Genomic DNA, 18,932 nt, shown 5'->3' with positions numbered 1-18,932 from the left:
CTAGACAGATAGATACTGGGGAACGCGGTTATCAGCGTAACCAGCATACAACGGGACATAAAATGTATGTATTACGAACGATTATTCAAGCACTTTAGCATCAGGACTTTACCGCCCTTGCCGATCCCAGCGTGACTTGGGTGGTTTACGCGGTGCTTTTCACCACCCTATTTTTGTAAAATGAATTACTGCCAGCCGCTTTTCTGCCCGGTGACAGCCTGCTGCTGCTGTCTAGTGCGCTGATCGCCAAAGGCGTAATGGGCTTTACGTCCACATTATTCATTCTGAGCGTCGCTGCGGGTCTCGGCTGTTGGCTGAGCTATCTGCAAGGGCGCTGGCTGTGCTATACTGACCTGGTGAAAGGCTGGCTACTGCATCTGCCTGCCAAATCACCAGCGTGCGCATAGCCTGTTCAACCGCCACGGGTTAGTGGCGCTGTTGATCAGCCGCTTCCTTGGCTTTGTCCGTACCCTGCTGCTGACCATGGCCGGTATTTCCATCTTAAGCAGCACGCGTTTTCAACTGTTCAACTGGCTGAGTGCTGCCATTTGGGTTAGCGTTCTGGTTGGCCTCGGTTACGTTTTCAGTCAGCTTCCATGGGTGAAACGTTACGAAAGCGTGGTGATGACCGGGTTAATGATCCTGCAGCTGGCGTTGCTAATGTTCGGTCTATTAGGCACCCTACTGATAATTTGGCGTAGTAGAAAACGCGCCGCCTCGTCCTGATTCGCTAAGAGGCGCGGTAAAGAAATATTACTGCGTCGGCTGCACCATCAACTGTCCGGCGGCTACCACGATCCGCCAGCTCTAGCGTCTGGCTATAATAGATGAACGGGAAATGTTACGAGGTTGACTGGTTGAAGTAAACCAGCAGTTTGACATCACCATCGACCCAGACGTTATCCTTCCAGCCACGATCTTCCGCCATCGGCGGCATACTATTAACGCGTTTAATCAGGAATTTCATGCCCTGAATATGGAACGCCTGCGGCGTATCTGCATGGATATTCCAGCGTTCCCAAGCGCCCTGCTAGGTTTGCCCGTCGATACGTTTCATCTCTCAGACAGTGCCGTTAATGCCGGCCACATTGCCGCCCAAGCGGAAATCACGGGTGCAACTGGCACTGCCGTCCAGCAGGTGATCTGCCAACAGTCGCATGGGTAGGTTATCAGTCACCAACGGTAGCAGCCCGGTTGGCCGCAGCGTCAGCACCTGATTGGACACCAACAGGTTCGAGGGTTCAAACAAGGCGCACAGGTGATCGATAATACCCGCAACCTCACTGGTGGTGAGGGTCACTTCCTCGCCTTTCGACATGTCGATCAGCACTTCACGGCGTTATCCCGGTGCCAGAGACATGTTTTTTACCGCCACCGGTGCTGGTAGGAAGCCCTGATCACTGGTGATCACATTAAGCGGCTGACCATTGCTGAGTTGCATGATGTAGCGTCGTGAGTTGGAGGCGTTGAGCAGGCGCAGGTGTACCCAGCCGCGCGATACCTAGACATAGGGGGTTTGCACGCCGTTAACCAACAGTGTATCGCCGACGAATCCCCTTGCGATGGTGGGTTATATTCCGGCCTAGAAAACCGGTCGAAGCGCCTATCCTGAATGATCAGCGGGAAATCGTTAACGCGGCAGTATTGCGGCAACGGTAGCCGCCTTGCTGACTTTATCCTCCACCACCCATAGGCCAGCCAGGCCGTTGTAAATATGCGGTGCCATACGGTTCGGCGTGCTTACGTGATACCAGCAGGTAGCCGCACCCTGGCGTATCGGCAGCACTGGCGACCAGTTGACATTGGGCGACATCATGCGCTGTGCAACGCCTATCAGGGAACCCGGTAGTTGAAGACTACTGATGGTCATTGTCACCGGTTCTGGCAGGCGGTTACTGTAAATAAGTTTGATGTCTTCACCGTTGTGAACCCGCACCGTCGGCCCGAGATACATGCCGTTAATGCCCCATACCGATGCTTTATGTTTACCCTTAAATACCCAATGCACGCGCTGCAAAGTTAAAAATAGCGGCTGACCATGGTGGGATTCTAACAACGGGGGGAATAGGTAACGGAGTCTGCATCCTGCTCACCTTCGCCCTTAGCAGTATGGCTGACGCGGCGTACAGAATATTAAAGCGCAAATGATGCTGGACAATAACTCTACCGCCCGACAGCAACTCAGTATTCGCTTAGACGTGGGGCTGACGCAAGGAGATAATATTTGAAAAATAAGAAAAAATTACCGATGTTGACAATAAATCCGGAAAAATTGTCAACATCGACGTGTCAGAAAGTGGAATAGGTCGTGCTGGCCTTGCGCTATTCCTTTCGTTGCCTGTCACGCACTATAAAACGCCAGGAATCCCGCACTATTTTAGTGATTACTCCCGACATCTGCAATCCATTTTTCGCCGATGTGATCCAGGGGATCGAGCACACTGCTACGCAACAGGGCTATTTGGTGCTGATCGGCGACTGCGCACACCAACATCAACAGGAATACACCTTCTTAAACCTCATCATCAAACAGATAGGCGGCATGCTGTTACTAGGCTCCAACCTGCCTTTTGACGTTAGCAAGGAAGAGCAGCGCGATCTACCACCGATGGTGATGGCCAACGAATTTTCCCCCGCGTTGGAATTACCAACAGTACATATAGATAACCTGACCGCCGCCTTCGAGGCCGTTCATTATTTATACCAGTTAGGCCATCGGCAGATCGCCTGTATCGCCGTGCCGGAACAGATTTCGCTAAGCCACTATCGGCTACAAGGTTACATTCAAGCGCTACGTCGCAATGGCATTAGCGTCGAAAGCAGCTATATTACCCGAAGTGACTTTACCTACGAAGCAGGCGCTCAGGCGCTGGCGGCGTTGATGGTTCAGCCTAAACCGCCTACGGCGGTCTTCTGCCATAGTGATATGATCACGATAGGCGTACTGTCACAAGCGAAAAAAATGAGCTTGCGGGTGCTGCAAGATCTATCAATCGTCGGCTTTGACGACATCGAACTGGCACAATATTGCGATCCGCCGTTAACCACAGTGGTACAGCTACGCTACCAGATCGGCAGACAGGCGATGTTACTACTGTTGGAGCAACTCCATGGGCAAAAGGTAGCGAGTGGCTCTCGGCTATTGGACAGCGAGTTGATTATCCGTGGCAGCAACGCTGCCCCTAAACACTAGTCAAATATATTAGGATTCAGTAACATGTTAGACTTATCCCCTAATCATGACACAGCGGAATAATAGTGGCACAAAAATACTATGTAAGCCGTGGACACGTGGCAGGAGCTAGGCACAAACCGTCTAGCCGTAAAAAACGTGGCTCTACCAAGGTCTCCAAAAACGTGCTGGCACTAGCCGCTGCCCTGCTTGTGATCTTTATTGGTGGCCTCTATTTCATCACGCACAACAAGCCGAACAGCATGCCATTGCTGCCAACGCCCAACAACCGTCCAGGCAATAGCCTACCACCAAAACCTGAAGAGCGTTGGCGATACATCAAGGAGTTGGAAGACCGCCAGATTGGCGTGCAAACCCCAACCGAACCTACAGCCAGCGGTGAAGTGAACGCCAAAACCCCGCATACCGCTGAGCAGAGCAAACTGCTGGAACAAATGCAGGCTGATATGCAACAGCGTCCAACACAACTCAATGAAGTGCCGTACAACGCCCCTTCACAAGCTACTGCGCGTAGCAATAGCCATCAGCAACAGCAGGTCGCCCCACCACGCAATCTATTTAACAATGGAGTGACCAGCGCACCGGCTCAGCATCCGATTGAACCGAAGCTGGCAGTGAAATAGGACAGACTTAAGCAGGAAGCCAAGATGGGATCCAAACAAAAATGGATGGTGCAGTGCTGCTCCTTCCGCGCTACCGATCAGGCTGAATCCTTCCGCGCACGCTTGGCGCTTGAAGGTATCGAAAGCCACATCACCACGGGTGATGGCTGGAATCGTGTTATGCTTGGCCCCTACAGCAGCCGCGAAACGGTAGACAAGACTCTCGCTCGCCTGCACTGTGTTAGCATGTCAAGTTGTATTACCGGCGCAGTGGGGGGTTGAAAAGCGCCAATTCTCCCCCATTTATGCTCTCAACATGCCTCATAGTCTCTGCTGATGCAGAGACTATGAGGGCTTTCTTTCTGTCTTCAACCAGGATCTGCTCGTGACAACAATAGTAAGCGTTCGTCGCCACGGCCAGGTAGTGATCGGCGGTGATGGCCAGGCTACCTTGGGTAATACAGTGATGAAGGGCAACGTCAAAAAAGTACGTCGCCTGTACAATGACAAAGTGATTGCTGGTTTCGCTGGCGGCACCGCTGACGCTTTCACACTCTTTGAGTTGTTTGAACAAAAATTGGAAATGCATCAGGGCCACCTGGTGAAAGCCGCCGTTGAACTGGCGAAAGATTGGCGCACTGATCGCATGTTGCGCAAACTTGAGGCACTGCTAGCCGTTGCCGATGAACACGCCTCGCTGATTATCACGGGCAACGGTGATGTAATTCAGCCTGAGAACGATTTGATAGCCATCGGCTCCGGTGGCCCATATGCCCAAGCTGCGGCGCGAGCGCTGTTGGAAAATACTGAATTGAACGCCCGCGAAATCGTTGATAAATCGCTCGGCATTGCTGGCGACATCTGTATTTACACCAACCATCTCCACACTATTGAAGAATTGCCTTCCAAAGCGTAAGGATCAAATACCATGTCTGAAATGACCCCGCGCGAGATCGTCAGCGAGTTGGACAGCCACATCATTGGCCAACACAAGGCCAAACGCGCTGTCGCCATTGCCCTGCGCAACCGCTGGCGTCGGATGCAGCTCAATGATATGCTGCGTCATGAAGTGACACCAAAAAATATTTTGATGATCGGCCCGACGGGTGTCGGTAAAACCGAAATCGCCCGCCGTCTGGCGAAGCTGGCCAACGCACCGTTCATCAAGGTTGAAGCGACCAAATTCACCGAAGTGGGCTACGTGGGTAAAGAAGTGGACTCTATCATCCGCGATCTGACCGACGCTGCAATCAAAATGGTACGCATACAGTCGATCGAGAAGAACCATGCCCATGCCGAAGAGCTGGCCGAAGAAGGCATTCTCGATGTGCTGATCCCACAAGCCAAGAACAACTGGGGCCAGTTGGAAGAGCATAAGGAGCCGTCAGCCGCCCGCCAGGCATTTCGTAAGAAACTGCGCGAAGGTCAACTGGATGACAAAGAGATCGAACTCGATCTGGCCGCCACCCCGATGAACGTGGAAATCATGGCACCTCCGGGCATGGAAGAAATGACCAACCAGTTGCAGTCGATATTCCAGAACCTGGGTAGCCAAAAGCAGAAGCCGCGCAAACTGAAGATCAAAGAAGCTTTCAAGCTGCTGGTGGAAGAAGAAGCCGGCAAGCTGGTTAATCCAAAAGAGCTGAAAGAGCAGGCGATCGAGGCAGTCGAGCAACACGGTATCGTGTTTATTGATGAGATCGATAAAATCTGCAAGCGTGGTAACAAAAGTTCCGGGCCGGACGTATCGCGTGAAGGCGTGCAGCGTGACCTGTTGCCGTTGGTGGAAGGCTGTACCGTTTCCACCAAGCACGGTATGGTGAAAACCGATCACATCCTGTTCATCGCCTCCGGCGCATTCCAGACCGCCAACCCGTCAGATCTGATCCCAGAATTGCAAGGTCGCCTGCCCATCTGCGTTGAGTTGCAGGCGCTGACCACTGAAGATTTTGAGCGTATCCTGACCGAACCCAGCGCCTCACTATCCGAGCAGTATAAAGCGCTGCTGGGTACCGAAGGCGTCAACATCGAGTTCACTACCGATGGCATCCGACACATCGCTGAAGCTGCATGGCAGGTTAACGAAAACACCGAAAATATCGGCGCTCGCCGTCTGCACACCGTGCTGGAACGTCTGATGGAGGATATTTCCTACGATGCGAGTGAAATTAACGGTCAAACTATTACAATCGATGCGGATTATGTGCGTAGTCATCTGTATGAACTGGTTGCGAATGAAGATTTGAGTCGTTTTATCCTATAATCGCTCAATCATTGTCCTGTCAGTTATTTATGTGGGAGACATGCCTCCCACAACTATTTCTAACAGACACAGCAATTTACTGATAGAAGCGAAACATGAACGTATCAATCCCCACTCCGATCACCGCTTGGTTGGAAAGTTTACGCCCCCGCACCCTACCGCTGACTTTCGCCTCTATTGTCGTTGGTTCTGCGATCGCCGCCTGGCATAACAGCTTGAAGCCCGGCTTAGCATTGCTGGCGTTCTGACTGCTGGCCTGCTGCAAATTCTCTCCAACCTGGCTAATGACTATGGCGATGCGTTAAAAGGCAGTGACAAAGATGATCGTATCGGGCCGTTACGCGGCATGCAGAAAGGTATGATCACCCATGCGCAGGTGAAACGGGCGCTGGTGATAGCAGTGATGTTGATCGCCATCGCTGGCGGTTCACTGATCGCCGTGGCCTAAGAGCAGCCCAGCGACATTATCGGCCTTGTGCTTTCGATCATCGCCGCCATCACTTATACCGTTGGCACCAGGCCTTACGGCTACCTAGGGCTAGGAGACGTATCGGTACTGGTGTTCTTCAGCTGGCTGAGCGTGGCGGGCACCTACTACCTACAGACGCATAGCTTTAACAACGTGATGATGCTGTCGGCCACCGCCTGTGGTCTACTGGCAACAGAGGTGCTCAACATCAACAACCTGCGCGATATCGACATCGATCGCGCGAACGGCAAAAACACTTTGGCGGTGCAGTTGTGGCCACAGAGGGCGCGCGTCTACCACGTGCTGCTGCTGAGCAGTGCTGTGCTTTGCCCTGTTCACCCTGTGCAATCTGCACAGTCCGTGGGGCTGGCTGTTCTTACTGGCGATCCCGCTGCTGGTTTGTCATGCCCTGCGTGTACTACGCGACCCAACGCCAGTCGGCATGAGACCGATGCTGGAGCACATGGTCAAGGCGGCGCTGCTAACCCACTTGCTGTTCGCCATCGGCGTGGCACTCAGTTAAAAACTGATGATTTTGCCAACAGGGCGAATAAAGGAATATAATGAACATTCCAGCGGCAAACCGATGAAAATTCCTATGAAATACGATACTTCCTAACTTTGCGACATCTATCATGAAGAGGCGAATGTTGCTGAACCTCTTTTCTCCAATTTTGGCGGGCGTACTTCATTTTGTGGGCAGATCACCACGGTAAAATGCTTTGAGGATAACGGCCTGCTGTTTGACCTGCTTGAAGAAAACGGCCGGGGCCGAGTGCTGTTGATAGACGGTGGTGGTTCCGTGCGTTGTGCGCTGATCAACGCCGAACTGGCGCGCCTAGCCACCCTGAACGAATGGGAAGGCATAGTGGTTTATGGTGTAGTGCGCCAGGTGGATGATTTGGAAGAGCTGGAAATCGGCATTCAGGCAATGGCGGCAATCCCGATAGGCGCAGTTAGCGGGGACGTAGGTGAAAGCGATATCCGCGTTAACTTCGGTAGCGTCACTTTCTTCTCCAGCGACCATCTGTACGCCGACAACACCGGTATTATCCTTTCCGAAGATCCCCTTTATATTGAGTAAGCCACAGCAACGAAAAAGGCGCTTAGTGCGCGCCCTTTTCGTTTTTGTGTGACCACCAAGGATCAAACTTCTTCCATTTTCCCCAGCAGGGTGCGTAGGCAATCTTGCCATACAAGCTGCTCTTCTTTCAGTTGTTTGTTCTCTCGCAGCAAAGATTCATGGTTACCGGAGGCTGCTTGAACTTCCTGCGTCAGAGCGATATTTTTTTCTTTCAGCTCTTCAATTTCCATCTGCAACAAGGTTATAGTATCAATCGCCTGCTGAACTTTTGCTTCCAATTTCTCAAATACTTCAAATGACATTCTTCAGTCCCCTCATGACAGCAAGGCGTACATCTATGGGTAGCGGCTGCAAATACGCATCGCGCCAAGTGATACACACTGTTATTAAACATAATGCGCCCATCTCGATAAAAACGATTGTAAGTAGCCTGCCGACAACTGTCTAGTATCATACCGACTCATCACGCAGTCTGTTGCAATTTTCCTGCCGCCACCATCAGAAAAAATCGAAAATACCCTCTCCCCAACCGCCATACGATTAGCTACTAACGGATAGCCATTGGCCTAATCACTGCTTTATCGCTCAGAAAGAACACAAAATAATATAAACTCGCTCATATTTATGACGAATCACACACATTTTTATTTCGCTATTTCTCATTTATTTTCATTAACGATAATTTAATCACCTCCCTTGATCTAATAATTAGACGAGATGAAAAAATTGTACCCACAGGCTGCGTGATACCGAACCCTAACATACCCCTCGTTTTGCAGGATGACAACATTATGACGAACCAAACTACCAGGCCAACATTAAAAGGCCAGTATATCGCGGAGTTTCTTGGCACCAGTCTGTGGCTTTGTTGACCCTTTTTCTGCCAGTCGGCACCTATTTTAGGGTTCAGATGGCGTTGTTGAATAAATCGAACTTTTGGCCGGCATGCGGATCAGATCACTCTCCTTCTGTCAAAATAGCGACATGCCGTGCCCAGCAAAAGTTCAACATCACCAACTGGAAGGCTTACAACAACGCCCTTATCACTCGGGGTTCACTCACTTGCTGGGGGGATGAAACGGCACTTCACGCCTGGTACTAAGAGGCAAAACCTTCTCTGCGTGGTAGCCAACCACATTATTCCGATATGGCAATCACCAGCGTATTGATGCTGAAACGGATTTTCGGCCTGACACTTCGCGCCCTCCAGGGCTTTGTCGACTCCGTAGATACAGAAACACATGAGGTCATCTGTGCTGACCTTTCTTTGAGCAATGTCACCGATACCGAAGCCTTCCCAGGTCTCATCCGTCAGAGGTACCGTAAAATCAAATTCGCCTCGGCGGATCGGGCTTAGGATACGCGAGTGTGTGATGATAAGTTAAGGGGCAAGAAGCTCAAGGCGTTAATACCGCCCAGCAGCGGAGCCCGTTATTGGTCGGCAGACTATGCAGAGCAAAATCAAGCGGTGGCGAACCAGCGCCTTACCGGAGACAACACACGGTGGAAAAGTATCACAGGCTACTACCGAAGTTCGATAGCGGCAACAGCGAGGTACAGAGTAAAACAGCTATTTGGTGGTCACCTGTCGCTGCGAGATTATGATGGGCAAGTTGCAGAGGCGCTGGCCATGATCTGTTCACTAAACAAGATGACGCTCGCCGGTATGCCAGAAAGTGTACTCCTTGCCTGAAAGCTGCCCATTCAGGGGACTCTTTATTCCAAATCAGATTTATTCAACAACGCCTGACGGCACATCTCTTCTACTACAGTAGTATTGAATGGATAAGCGTCTGCGCTGTCTATGGAAAGTCTCTGCTTGCGGGGGGCCAAGCCCGGTATTATTTTCACTGAGCGCCCAAATGCGGCAGGGCAGCCCATTTTTCGGGGGGATGGGTTCAGCAATCTGTTGGTCGCTGTCGCAGTGCTAAGCTCACCCTTGGCAGCATAACCAGCGAGGAAAAAACAAATATGATCAAGGTGGACAAACGGTGGTTTTTGGCGGTAGGGCTATGCTTGACAGCGTTTTCCGGCGTGACGCTGGCAGATTCTTTGAATGCCCAACGTCAACGCTACCAGCAAATCAAACAGGCATGGGACAGCAATCAGAGAGCCGTGGTGGCACAACTGATGCCAACTCTGCAAAATTATCCGCTTTATCCCTATCTGGAATACTGGGCATTGACGCAGGATCTCAGCCAGGTTGGGTTTTCTGAATTAAACACTTTTATCAAGCAAAACCCGACGCTGCCGCTGGTGAAATCGTTGGTACCGCGCTTTGTCAATGAGCTGGCACGCCGTGAGGACTGGCGCACTCTGTTAACGTTCAGCCCACAGGCATCTAAACCGGTGGTGGCACGCTGCAACTATTACTACGCCAAATGGGCGACCGGCGATCAGTCTGCGGCATGGCGCGGTGCCGATGAGCTGTGGCTGAGTGGTAAAACACAGCCGGGGGCGTGTGACAAACTGTTCAGCGTGTGGCGCGGTGCGGGTAAGCAAACGCCGTTAAATACCTTGGAACGCATGAAACTGGCGTTGAAAGAGGGTAACAGCATGCTTGTCAACAGCCTATATCGCCAATTACCGTCAGATTATCAGGCCATGGGCAATGCCCTGGTGCGTTTGCAGAATGATCCTACCACGCTTGAGGCTTTCTCCCGCAATGTAGTGCCAACCGATTTCACCCGCGATGCCATCGCTATCGCTTTTGAACACCTGGCGCAGCAAGATGCACAAAACGCCCGTACGATACTCCCGCTCCTCGCGCGTTTGCAAAAAATGAGCGACAGCAGACGTATGGCGTTGGAAGAAGCAGTGGCGTGGCGCTTGATGGGCGGTGATGCCACCGATGAAGAGGCTCGGTGGCGCGATCAGGTTATTTTGCGCAGCCAGTCGCCTGCATTGTTAGAGCGCCGGGTACGTATGGCGTTGGGCTATGGTGATCACCAGGGTGTGGCTACCTGGCTTGCGCGTCTGCCAGTGGAGTTGCGCAATAAGGATGAATGGCGCTACTGGCGCGCCAACATGCTGCTGGATGCAGGCAAACGCAGTGAAGGCGAAGGGATGCTGCGTAACCTCATGACCGAACGTGGCTTCTACCCTATGGTGGCGGCGCAAAGACTGAATATTGCTTATCCGGTGATGGTAGCGGTTGCGGCCAAGCCGCACGCAACGTTGATGGACGCGCCAGAAATCGCCCGGGTGCGCGAGCTGATATATTGGAATATGGATAATCTGGCGCGCAGCGAGTGGAGTGCATTTGTTGCTAGCCGCAGCCATGTTGAGCAGGAAGCACTGGCTCGCTATGCTTTTGATCAAAAATGGGCTGATCTCAGCGTGCAGGCGACCATCGTTGGTAAATTGTGGAGCCATCTGCAAGAGCGCTTTCCGCTGGCTTGGCCGCAGGAGTTTCGCCGCGCCACCGATGACAAGGGGATAACACCGAGTTATGCGATGGCCATCGCCCGGCAGGAGAGCGCCTGGAATCCGAAAGCACAATCTCCCGTGGGTGCCGCCGGGCTGATGCAGGTGATGCCGCGCACAGCACAGCACACAGTGCAGATGTTCACTATTCCGGGGTATGTTAGTGCGAGCCAACTGTTTGATCCTCAGACCAATATCACCATCGGCACGCATTACCTGGAGTACCTGTATCAGCAGTTTGGCCGCAACCGTATTTTATCGACGGCGGCCTACAACGCTGGGCCATCGCGGTTGAATACTTGGCTTGGCAACAGCGCGGTACGGGTTGATGCGGTGGCGTTTGTCGAAAGTATCCCATTTTCTGAAACCCGCGACTATGTTAAGAACGTGCTGGCCTACGATGTGTTTTACCGCTATCTGAGCCACCAGCCAGCAAAAGTGCTGACCGACGACGAGTGGCAGCGGCGTTATTGATTTTGACTGCCCTATGGTATGCTGCTGTACCAGTTAAATAATAGTAGTATGGTGGCTACTAGGTCGCAATGATCGCTAAATGACCCTGCTCTTTCACCACAAGGCAATGAGGATTGGCTACGCTGCGTTGCGCTGTTGCAGCAAGCATTTGCACAAGGATTGCAACAGCCGCTGATGCAGCTCCTACTAACGTCGGATGAGCAAACTGCGCTGGGTACCCGGGTACGGATTCTTCAGGAATTGATGCGCGGCGAAATAAGCTAGCGTGAGATAAAAAATGAACTGGGGGCGGAAATAGCCACCATCACCTGTGGTTCGAACAGCCTGAAGGCAGCCTCGCCAGAGTTGAAATAGTGGCTGAAGCAACAACTGCTGGATCAGGCGCAATAGCCTGGGCTACTGCCTGTGTTGCTGGTAAATCGGGTTGTGGAATGGCACCAATGCCAGCAGTAGAGCCTATAGACGCTAGTGCGACTCAGTTGCACGTTAGTAAATATGCCTATCGCACCGCCCTGACGTTTCACTTCGGAGCTGCTGTTGATCTCCACCTTCGCTACCAACGCGGATACCCTGTAAAATGGTTTCGGGCAGCATCAAGCTGGTGCAACGTGACTCACCCTGGGTATGCAGGTTTTCTATTATTATCCAGGAAAACGTGATGTTCTCCTCCATTCCAGCCTCCACGCCGATCCAGAAATCGGCTCCTGGCTGCATTTTACGTGCTTCAATCACTCGCTGGCGATATCGACGGATTCAGTATGGCAGTGGCCTGCGCCAAAGGTATCGTCAAAGGCTAATTGAATAGCCTGGAGCTTTGCCGGGCTGGTTGTTGCAGCGACAACATGGTACGTAACGGATCTGATATCCTTCTAGTCGATATGTTGGCGGTGGTACAACAGGCCGCCCGGCGCTGATAAATTCAAGTTTTACGGAGTAAAACGGAAACTAACAATGTTACAGGTATATTTTTCCACCATGGCGAAACGCAGTGGAATGCGGCTCGCCGCATCCAGGGACAGTCTGACAGCCCGTTAACTGCCAAGGGTGAACACCAGGCTCATCTGGTCGCCAGACGTGTCAAGCACGGTGGGTATCACGCATGTGATCACCAGCGATCTGGGACGCACTCGCCGCACGGCACAAATTATCGGCACCGCTTGCGGCTGCACGGTGATTAACGATCAACGCTTGCGTGAGCTGCATATGGGGGTTTTGGAGCGACGCCTGATCGTCCGCCTGACGCCGTAGGAAGAACGAAGAACAGTGGTGCAAATAGATGGTTGATAATACTCCTGTTGGACGTATCCCTCAAGGTGAATCGATGGAAGAACTGTGCGAACGGATGCGTGCTACACTGGAAAGTTGCCTGATGTTACCAGCAGGCAGCAAGCCGTTGATTGTCAGCCACGGCATTGCCCTGGGATGCCTGATCAGTTCGGTGCTGGGGCTGACAGCCTATGCGGAACGCCGCTTGCACCTACGCAATTGTTCGCTGTCGCGCCTTGATCATCAGCAAAGCCCGTGGCTGGCTCCCGGCTGGATCGTCGAAAACGCGGGCTATATTACTCATCTGGAGATACCCGCATAGCATGAGCGACTGGTCGGGATTAAATAGTCAAAGTTGATCATCAGTCAGTGTTGGGGGTGGCTGTCGATCACCTTCTGGATAAAAGTGCTCTATGTCGTGCCCCTTGTGACGCCTCAACTTGAGCATTGGCTGACACGAGCCATAGACCATCAGGATAAAATCAAACAGGCCCAAGCTAGGCGCCACTGGCCTGCTGGCATTAGCGCGGTGGTGTAAACAGCGGTTTTAGACAGCCTTCTGGCTCGGATATAAGCTCCGAGGGCGTACCGGTAATGTCTTTGAACATCCGCTGTAGATGCCATTTGGATCACCCCTTGTCGCCCCGTTGTCCAGCGACAAGGGGTAATCCAAATTTTTTCCAGCCAACTAAGCAAATCGCGAATGATACCGGCTTGATCCATAGATCTTCCTCGTAGAGCTTTAGGGATGTTGATTCATCACGCGAGTGCTTGCATTATTAGACCATGTTGTATTGCACTCCTTTGCCTCTTGCAATGCACAGTGCGCAAGAGTTTGATTGGAGCGCTCTCTCAAAGAGCGCTGATAAGAACTTATCCCATTACGATTTTATTTGCCATGTTGGATCTGGGGAGTACTCATCACCCTCATTGACTCCCTGTACGCTGCAGTTGTTGCGCGCTGCCTTGTGCAAACTGGCTGCAACGATGTGCGCCTACTCTAATAGGATAGGCTCTAAATAATGACGCCGTATAATAGCAATTTTTTGCTGCGAGACCGCCAAAGATTTTTTTCACGCTCCATGCGGCGTTGTTGAATAAATCGAACTTTTGGCCGGCACGAGGATCCGATTACTCTCCTTCTGTCAAAATAGCGACATTCCTAGGCCCAGAAAAAGTTCAACATCACCAACTGGAAGGCTTACAACAACGCCCTTACCACTCGGGGTTTACTCACTTTCTGAGAGGATGAAACGGCACTTCACGCCTGGTACTGCGAGGAAAAACCTTCTCTGCGTGGTCGCCCACCACATTATTCCGATATGGCAATCACCAGCGTATTGATGCTGAAACGGATTTTCGGCCTGACACTTCGCGCCCTCCAGGGCTTCGACGACTCCATTGTCACACTGATCAAAGTGCCGTTGAATTGCCCGGACGACAGCTGCATCAGGTGGTCGCCTGTCGCTGCGAGATTATGATGGGTAAGTTGCAGAGGCGCTGGCCATGATCTGTGCATTAAACAAGATGCCGCTCACCGGTATGCCGAAAGTGTACGCCTTGCCTGAAGGATGACCATTCACGGGACTCTTTTATTCCAAATCCGATTTATTTAACAAAGCCATAACAATGACCACTAGCGCCCATATGTAGCGATGAAAATATCCTAACAGCTTGTTGCATGGCTTAGTTATATCCAAATTGAATTGGATATAACTTTTTCGAATTATTGTATTATTAATATGCGCATTGGTGATTTATTTGTCATTTTGTATGATTAAAATCTAATATTTTTATTTGCCCAAAATACGACTGTATTGGAATGATGCACCCGCCTTGCCAATAGAGAGCAAACGCCACCAGGCAGAGACACATGGCGCGTTCCAATTGATTACCTTTATGAGAATTTAGCAGCGGTAGGCGAAAACGCCAGCGGCAGGGCCACAGTAGCGGCACGCCTGCGGGGGTTAGCATGTCGGCCAGGAGATGACTGAAATAGCCGATGATCATGGCATGCAGTACGTCAGGAGGGATTGGCCAACTGCGTGTAAACTCCAACCGGAATAGCAATATACCACCGGTTATCGCCAGCAGGCTGTGGGTGAAGCCTCGGTGGCCAAAGGCGCGTGCGATGGGAATGGCGATCCAACTCAGGCGCTGGCCCAATACCGATTTGGGATGGTCTATATCGGGCAGCAGCGAAGTCAGCAGTGCGGCCGGGATAATGTGCCACCAGTCGCCAGTGGTCAGTTCTAATGTCACCTCGGCCTTTTTGGCGAAGATCGCGCAAGCGACAGAGAATATAAGATGTCCTTCCGCAGTCATGCTGTGGTTATTCCGGCTGATAAACTGTTAATTTATCTAGTATATATAAAAATTCCTAGCAGCGGAAGCAGTTACCCTGTAACCAAATGCTTATTTTTTCCGTTTTTACAGCAGTTTGTTACTCCCTAATGGGGGAATTTTCATGTTATGAACGGCTTTGTTAAATAAATCTGATTTGGAATAAAGGGTCCCCTGAATAGGCATCCTTGAGGCAAGGAGTACACTTTCTGGCATACCGGCGAGCGGCATCTTGTTTAATGCACAGATCATGGCCAGCGCCTCTGCAACTTGCCCATCATAATCTCGCAGCGACAGGTGACCACCAAATAGCTGTTTTACTCTATACCTCGCTGTTGCCGCTATCGAACGTCGGTGGTAGCCTGTGATACTTTTCCACCGTGTGTTGTCTCCGGTAACGCGCTGGTTCACCACCGCTTGATTTCGCTCTGCATAGTCTGCCGACCAATAACCGGCTCCGCTTTTGGGCGGTATTAACGCCTTGAGCTTCTTGCCCCTTAACTCATCATCACACACTCGCGTATCCTAAGCCCGATCCGCCGAGGCGACTTTGATTTTACGGTACCTCTGGCGGATGAGACCTGGGAAGGCTGCGGTATCGGTGACATTGCTCAAGGAAAGGTCAGTACAGATGACCTCATGTGTTTCTGTATCTACGGCCAAATGCAGTTTTCGCCAGATCCGCCGTTTTTCCTGACCGTGTTTTTTGCCATCCACTCCGCTTCACCCAACACGTTGAGCCCGCTAGAGTTCGATAACGAGGTGCGCAATTTCACCCGGCGTTGGGGTTTTAAACGGGACATGGCCGGACTTTGCCCGCTTACTGATGCAGGTGTCGTCCGGGCAGTCCAACGGCGCTTTGATCAGTGTGACAATGGAGTCGACGAAGCCCTGGAGGGCGCGAAGTGTCAGGCCGAAAATCCGTTTCAGCATCAATACGCTGGTGATTGCCATATCGGAATAATGTGGTGTGCGACCACGCAGAGAAGGTTTTGCCTCGCAGTACCAGGCGTGAAGTGCCGTTTCATCCACCGAGAAAGTGAGTGAACCCCGAGTGATAAGGGCGTTGTTGTAATCCTTCCAGTTGGTGATGTTGAACTTTTGCTGGGCCACGGAATATCGCTATTTTGACAGAAGGAGAGTGATCTGATCCTCGTCCCGGCCTCGCAGACCTAAAAGCCCGTAATTAAGCCGGAGGGGCAGGGTAAGCCCAAGCCTATGCAGAACCCCGACAACGCGCAGTACCGGCTCTGGGGACGCGACATAAAGGGCTGGGGCCATTTTAACATGGCCCATCAGACCCCCCCGGCCCGCGCCATGCGCTCACGGGCCATTGTCAGACACCACCACAATCTAAAAAGCCGCCAGATTTTGGCGGCTATTCTATGAGCACTAAAGCTTATTCGGTTGGCTTGCGGCTGTGAGGATCGCGCGAAGGCGCACCAGAGCGGCGTTGGCCTTCCCCCTGTGCCCGAGCGTTGCCGCCACTGCGATTTTCACGCTGACCACTATTGCCACCGCCACGCATAGCCCCACGCCCCTGGCGACCGTTGATGATCGGCTCAGCTTTAATTGTTGGATCCGGTTCGTAGCCCTGCAAGGCAATGCGCGGGATCTCACGCTTCAGCAGGCGTTCAATATCGTGTAGCAGTTTGTGCTCATCCACGCACACCAGTGAAATCGCTTCACCGGTACGCTCAGCGCGGCCAGTACGACCAATGCGGTGCACATAGTCTTCCGGCACGTTAGGCAATTCGTAGTTCACCACATGTGGCAGTTGGTCGATGTCCAGACCACGCGCCGCGATATCGGTAGCGACCAGCACATGGATTTTTCCCTCTTTAAAATCGGCGAGTGCACGAGTACGCGCGCCCTGGCTTTTATTGCCGTGGATCGCCGCCGCGGTGATACCTTCCTTGTTAAGCTGTTCAGCCAAATGGTTAGCACTGTGCTTCGTGCGGTTGAATACCAGCACCTGCTTCCAATCACCTGCACCAATCATCTGCGACAGCAGTTCCCGCTTATGCTTCTTATCGACGAAGTGCACGCTCTGCTCGATCTGCTCAGAGGCAGTGTTACGGCTCGCCACTTCAACTGATGCCGGATTGTGCAGCAGCTTATTAGCCAGCGCCTTGATATCGTAGGAGAAGGTGGCAGAGAACAGCAGGTTTTGACGCTTGGCCGGTAGTTTGGCCAACACACGGCGGATATCATGGATAAAGCCCATATCCAGCATTCGATCAGCTTCGTCCAATACCAGAATTTCAATTTTGGATAGATCGACGGCGTTCTGATGTTCCAAATCCAGTAGGCGACCTGGGGTTGCCACCAGGATATCGACGCCGCCCCTCAGTTTCATCATCTGCGGGTTGATACTCACGCCGCCAAACACCACCAATGAACGCAGGCGCAGGTATTTGCTGTAGGCATCGACGTTTTCGCCAATCTGCGCCGCCAACTCACGGGTGGGCGTCAGGATCAGCGCACGCCCCGGGCGGTGGCCTTTGGCCGGCTGCTCATGTTGACTGAGCAACTGCAACAACGGCAGAGTAAAGCCAGCGGTTTTACCGGTACCGGTCTGGGCGCTGGCCATCAGGTCACGCCCTGCCAGCACCATAGGAATAGCCTGACGCTGAATTGGCGTAGGTTCGCGATAGCCCTGTTCTTCAACAGCGCGCAATATTTCAACACTTAAGCCGAGGGTTTTAAATGACATAAAGAGAAAGGCTCCAGATCCTCCCTTACCTATTAGGGTTGGGCGCAGTATCTTGGGAGGATAATTCAGACGGGGCATTAAATATGACCACGAGCGATTGGCACAAACTGCGGTGCACCACATGGAAAATATTATAACAGAAGTCGAACTACAAGCGGCAATTTTACACGCTCACAGCACATCAATCTATTTTTAATTGCGGTGTGATGCTGATACCGCATCACACCGCAGGCCATATAGCAATATCGATAAAGCGCTAATTGCGACGATTGCCGAAAATGCGCAGCAACATCAGGAACAGGTTGATGAAATCAAGATACAGTTTCAGTGCGCCGACAATAGCGTATTTGCGCAAGCTGTCGTGATCATCAGTATTTAACTGCTCGCCCATCGCCTTCAATTTTTGGTTGTCATAAGCGGTCAAGCCGACGAATACCGCCGCCCCGATATAAGTGATCACCCACATCAGTGCGCTGCTTTTTAACCAGATATTCACCAGCGATGCCAGCACGATGCCGATCAGTGCCATAAACAGCATGCTGCCAAAACCACTCAGGTCTCGCTTGGTGGTGTATCCGTACAGGCTCATCGCGCCAAACATGCCAGCGGTGACCAAAAAGGTACTGGCGATCGAGCTGTAGGTGTAGGCGATAAAGATGCTCGACAACGTCAGCCCGGTCAGCACCGAGTAGAGCATAAACAAAGAGGTAGCCAGTGCAGCGCTGAGACGATTGACCATGCTGGAAATCACAAACACCAGTGCCAATTGCGCGATGATCAGGCCGAAGAAAGTGATCTGGCTAGAAAAGATAAAGTTGAGAATGGCGGGCGTTTGAGCCGCGTACCAAGATACGAACGCCGTCAACAGCAGGCCGCATGTCATCCAGCCATAGACCTGCACCATATAAGCTTGAATGCTACTGTTAGCACGTTCAACGATAGAACCGTTATAGCGTGGATATTGATCCATTGCGATCACCTTTTGCGTGTGGAATAAGATTTTAAATGTTTCTTTATACCCTATATTCCCAATGAATTTCACATTGCCGACATGAAATGAAAAGTGTAGCGGGAAAACAGGTCTAGCCTGTGATAA

9 protein-coding genes and 12 pseudogenes are annotated in these 18,932 nt (G+C 51.8%); 13 read left to right on the top strand and 8 right to left on the bottom strand.

From position 1 onward, the window contains the following. The first annotated feature begins 62 nt into the window (after nucleotides 1–62). Nucleotides 63–726 (top strand): annotated as a pseudogene (locus AACL06_RS09050) (DedA family protein). A gap of 27 nt (nucleotides 727–753) precedes the next feature. On the opposite strand, the pseudogene ftsP reads toward AACL06_RS09050, so the two are convergent. Continuing rightward, nucleotides 754–2,084: pseudogene (gene ftsP / locus AACL06_RS09045) on the bottom strand (cell division protein FtsP). A gap of 164 nt (nucleotides 2,085–2,248) precedes the next feature. Here ftsP and cytR point away from each other — a divergent pair. From cytR to rraA, 6 genes and pseudogenes are all read left to right on the top strand, one after another. Beyond that, a pseudogene (gene cytR, locus AACL06_RS09040) lies at nucleotides 2,249–3,193 on the top strand (DNA-binding transcriptional regulator CytR). 65 nt (nucleotides 3,194–3,258) lie between these two features. Beyond that, nucleotides 3,259–4,077, top strand: a pseudogene (gene ftsN / locus AACL06_RS09035) (cell division protein FtsN). 103 nt (nucleotides 4,078–4,180) lie between these two features. Continuing rightward, complete coding sequence (gene hslV / locus AACL06_RS09030; RefSeq protein WP_339036905.1) at nucleotides 4,181–4,711, top strand: ATP-dependent protease subunit HslV; 531 nt, start codon at nucleotides 4,181–4,183, stop codon at nucleotides 4,709–4,711. Between the two features lie 12 nt (nucleotides 4,712–4,723). Next, complete coding sequence (gene hslU / locus AACL06_RS09025; protein WP_339036903.1) at nucleotides 4,724–6,058, top strand: HslU--HslV peptidase ATPase subunit; 1,335 nt, start codon at nucleotides 4,724–4,726, stop codon at nucleotides 6,056–6,058. 95 nt (nucleotides 6,059–6,153) lie between these two features. Beyond that, nucleotides 6,154–7,050, top strand: a pseudogene (locus AACL06_RS09020) (1,4-dihydroxy-2-naphthoate polyprenyltransferase). A 105-nt stretch (nucleotides 7,051–7,155) separates the two neighbouring features. Continuing rightward, nucleotides 7,156–7,611: a ribonuclease E activity regulator RraA gene (gene rraA / locus AACL06_RS09015; protein ID WP_339038383.1), complete on the top strand. Its 456-nt coding sequence runs from the start codon at nucleotides 7,156–7,158 to the stop codon at nucleotides 7,609–7,611. Between the two features lie 62 nt (nucleotides 7,612–7,673). Here rraA and zapB read toward each other — a convergent pair whose 3' ends face one another. Further along, nucleotides 7,674–7,913 carry a cell division protein ZapB gene (gene zapB / locus AACL06_RS09010; protein ID WP_339036901.1) on the bottom strand — a complete coding sequence of 80 codons (240 nt, stop codon included), beginning with the start codon at nucleotides 7,911–7,913 and terminating at the stop codon, nucleotides 7,674–7,676. 674 nt (nucleotides 7,914–8,587) lie between these two features. On the opposite strand from zapB, the pseudogene AACL06_RS09005 reads away from it, so the two are divergent. From AACL06_RS09005 to trpR, 3 genes and pseudogenes are all read left to right on the top strand, one after another. Further along, a pseudogene (locus AACL06_RS09005) lies at nucleotides 8,588–9,304 on the top strand (transposase). Between the two features lie 278 nt (nucleotides 9,305–9,582). Next, nucleotides 9,583–11,511: a murein transglycosylase gene (sltY, locus tag AACL06_RS09000; RefSeq protein ID WP_425336908.1), complete on the top strand. Its 1,929-nt coding sequence runs from the start codon at nucleotides 9,583–9,585 to the stop codon at nucleotides 11,509–11,511. Nucleotides 11,512–11,643: 132 nt separating this feature from the next. Beyond that, nucleotides 11,644–11,865: pseudogene (trpR, locus tag AACL06_RS08995) on the top strand (trp operon repressor). A gap of 42 nt (nucleotides 11,866–11,907) precedes the next feature. Here the strand turns inward: trpR and AACL06_RS08990 are convergent. Then, nucleotides 11,908–12,374: pseudogene (locus AACL06_RS08990) on the bottom strand (DUF84 family protein). 88 nt (nucleotides 12,375–12,462) lie between these two features. On the opposite strand from AACL06_RS08990, the pseudogene gpmB reads away from it, so the two are divergent. Continuing rightward, nucleotides 12,463–13,099: pseudogene (gpmB, locus tag AACL06_RS08985) on the top strand (2,3-diphosphoglycerate-dependent phosphoglycerate mutase GpmB). 215 nt (nucleotides 13,100–13,314) lie between these two features. On the opposite strand, the pseudogene AACL06_RS10710 reads toward gpmB, so the two are convergent. Next, a pseudogene (locus AACL06_RS10710) lies at nucleotides 13,315–13,500 on the bottom strand (MDR efflux pump AcrAB transcriptional activator RobA); the annotation flags it as partial. A gap of 367 nt (nucleotides 13,501–13,867) precedes the next feature. Between AACL06_RS10710 and AACL06_RS08975 the strand changes: the two are divergent. Together AACL06_RS08975 and AACL06_RS08970 are read left to right on the top strand one after the other, a co-directional pair. Then, nucleotides 13,868–14,029, top strand: coding sequence for a hypothetical protein (locus AACL06_RS08975; protein WP_339038489.1), 162 nt, complete (start codon nucleotides 13,868–13,870; stop codon nucleotides 14,027–14,029). Then, nucleotides 13,962–14,228 (top strand): annotated as a pseudogene (locus AACL06_RS08970) (transposase); the annotation flags it as partial. The gene AACL06_RS08975 and the pseudogene AACL06_RS08970, both read left to right, overlap by 68 nt. 313 nt (nucleotides 14,229–14,541) lie before the next feature. Here the strand turns inward: AACL06_RS08970 and AACL06_RS08965 are convergent. From AACL06_RS08965 to AACL06_RS08950, 4 genes and pseudogenes are all read right to left on the bottom strand, one after another. Continuing rightward, nucleotides 14,542–15,102 (bottom strand): metal-dependent hydrolase, encoded by a 561-nt coding sequence (locus tag AACL06_RS08965; RefSeq protein WP_339036899.1) that lies wholly within the window; start codon nucleotides 15,100–15,102, stop codon nucleotides 14,542–14,544. 210 nt (nucleotides 15,103–15,312) lie between these two features. Then, a pseudogene (locus AACL06_RS08960) lies at nucleotides 15,313–16,233 on the bottom strand (IS5 family transposase); the annotation flags it as partial. Between the two features lie 286 nt (nucleotides 16,234–16,519). Beyond that, nucleotides 16,520–17,836, bottom strand: a complete 1,317-nt coding sequence (gene rhlE, locus AACL06_RS08955) for an ATP-dependent RNA helicase RhlE (RefSeq protein WP_339036897.1) — start codon at nucleotides 17,834–17,836, stop codon at nucleotides 16,520–16,522. A 256-nt stretch (nucleotides 17,837–18,092) separates the two neighbouring features. Then, nucleotides 18,093–18,806 (bottom strand): Bax inhibitor-1/YccA family protein, encoded by a 714-nt coding sequence (locus AACL06_RS08950; protein ID WP_339036895.1) that lies wholly within the window; start codon nucleotides 18,804–18,806, stop codon nucleotides 18,093–18,095. Between the last annotated feature and the right edge of the window lie 126 nt (nucleotides 18,807–18,932).

It is taken from the genome of Serratia symbiotica (Periphyllus acericola) (assembly GCF_964019515.1).
In the GTDB taxonomy this organism is placed as follows: domain Bacteria; phylum Pseudomonadota; class Gammaproteobacteria; order Enterobacterales; family Enterobacteriaceae; genus Serratia; species Serratia symbiotica_D.
This window is presented reverse-complemented; position numbering and strand designations above follow the sequence as displayed.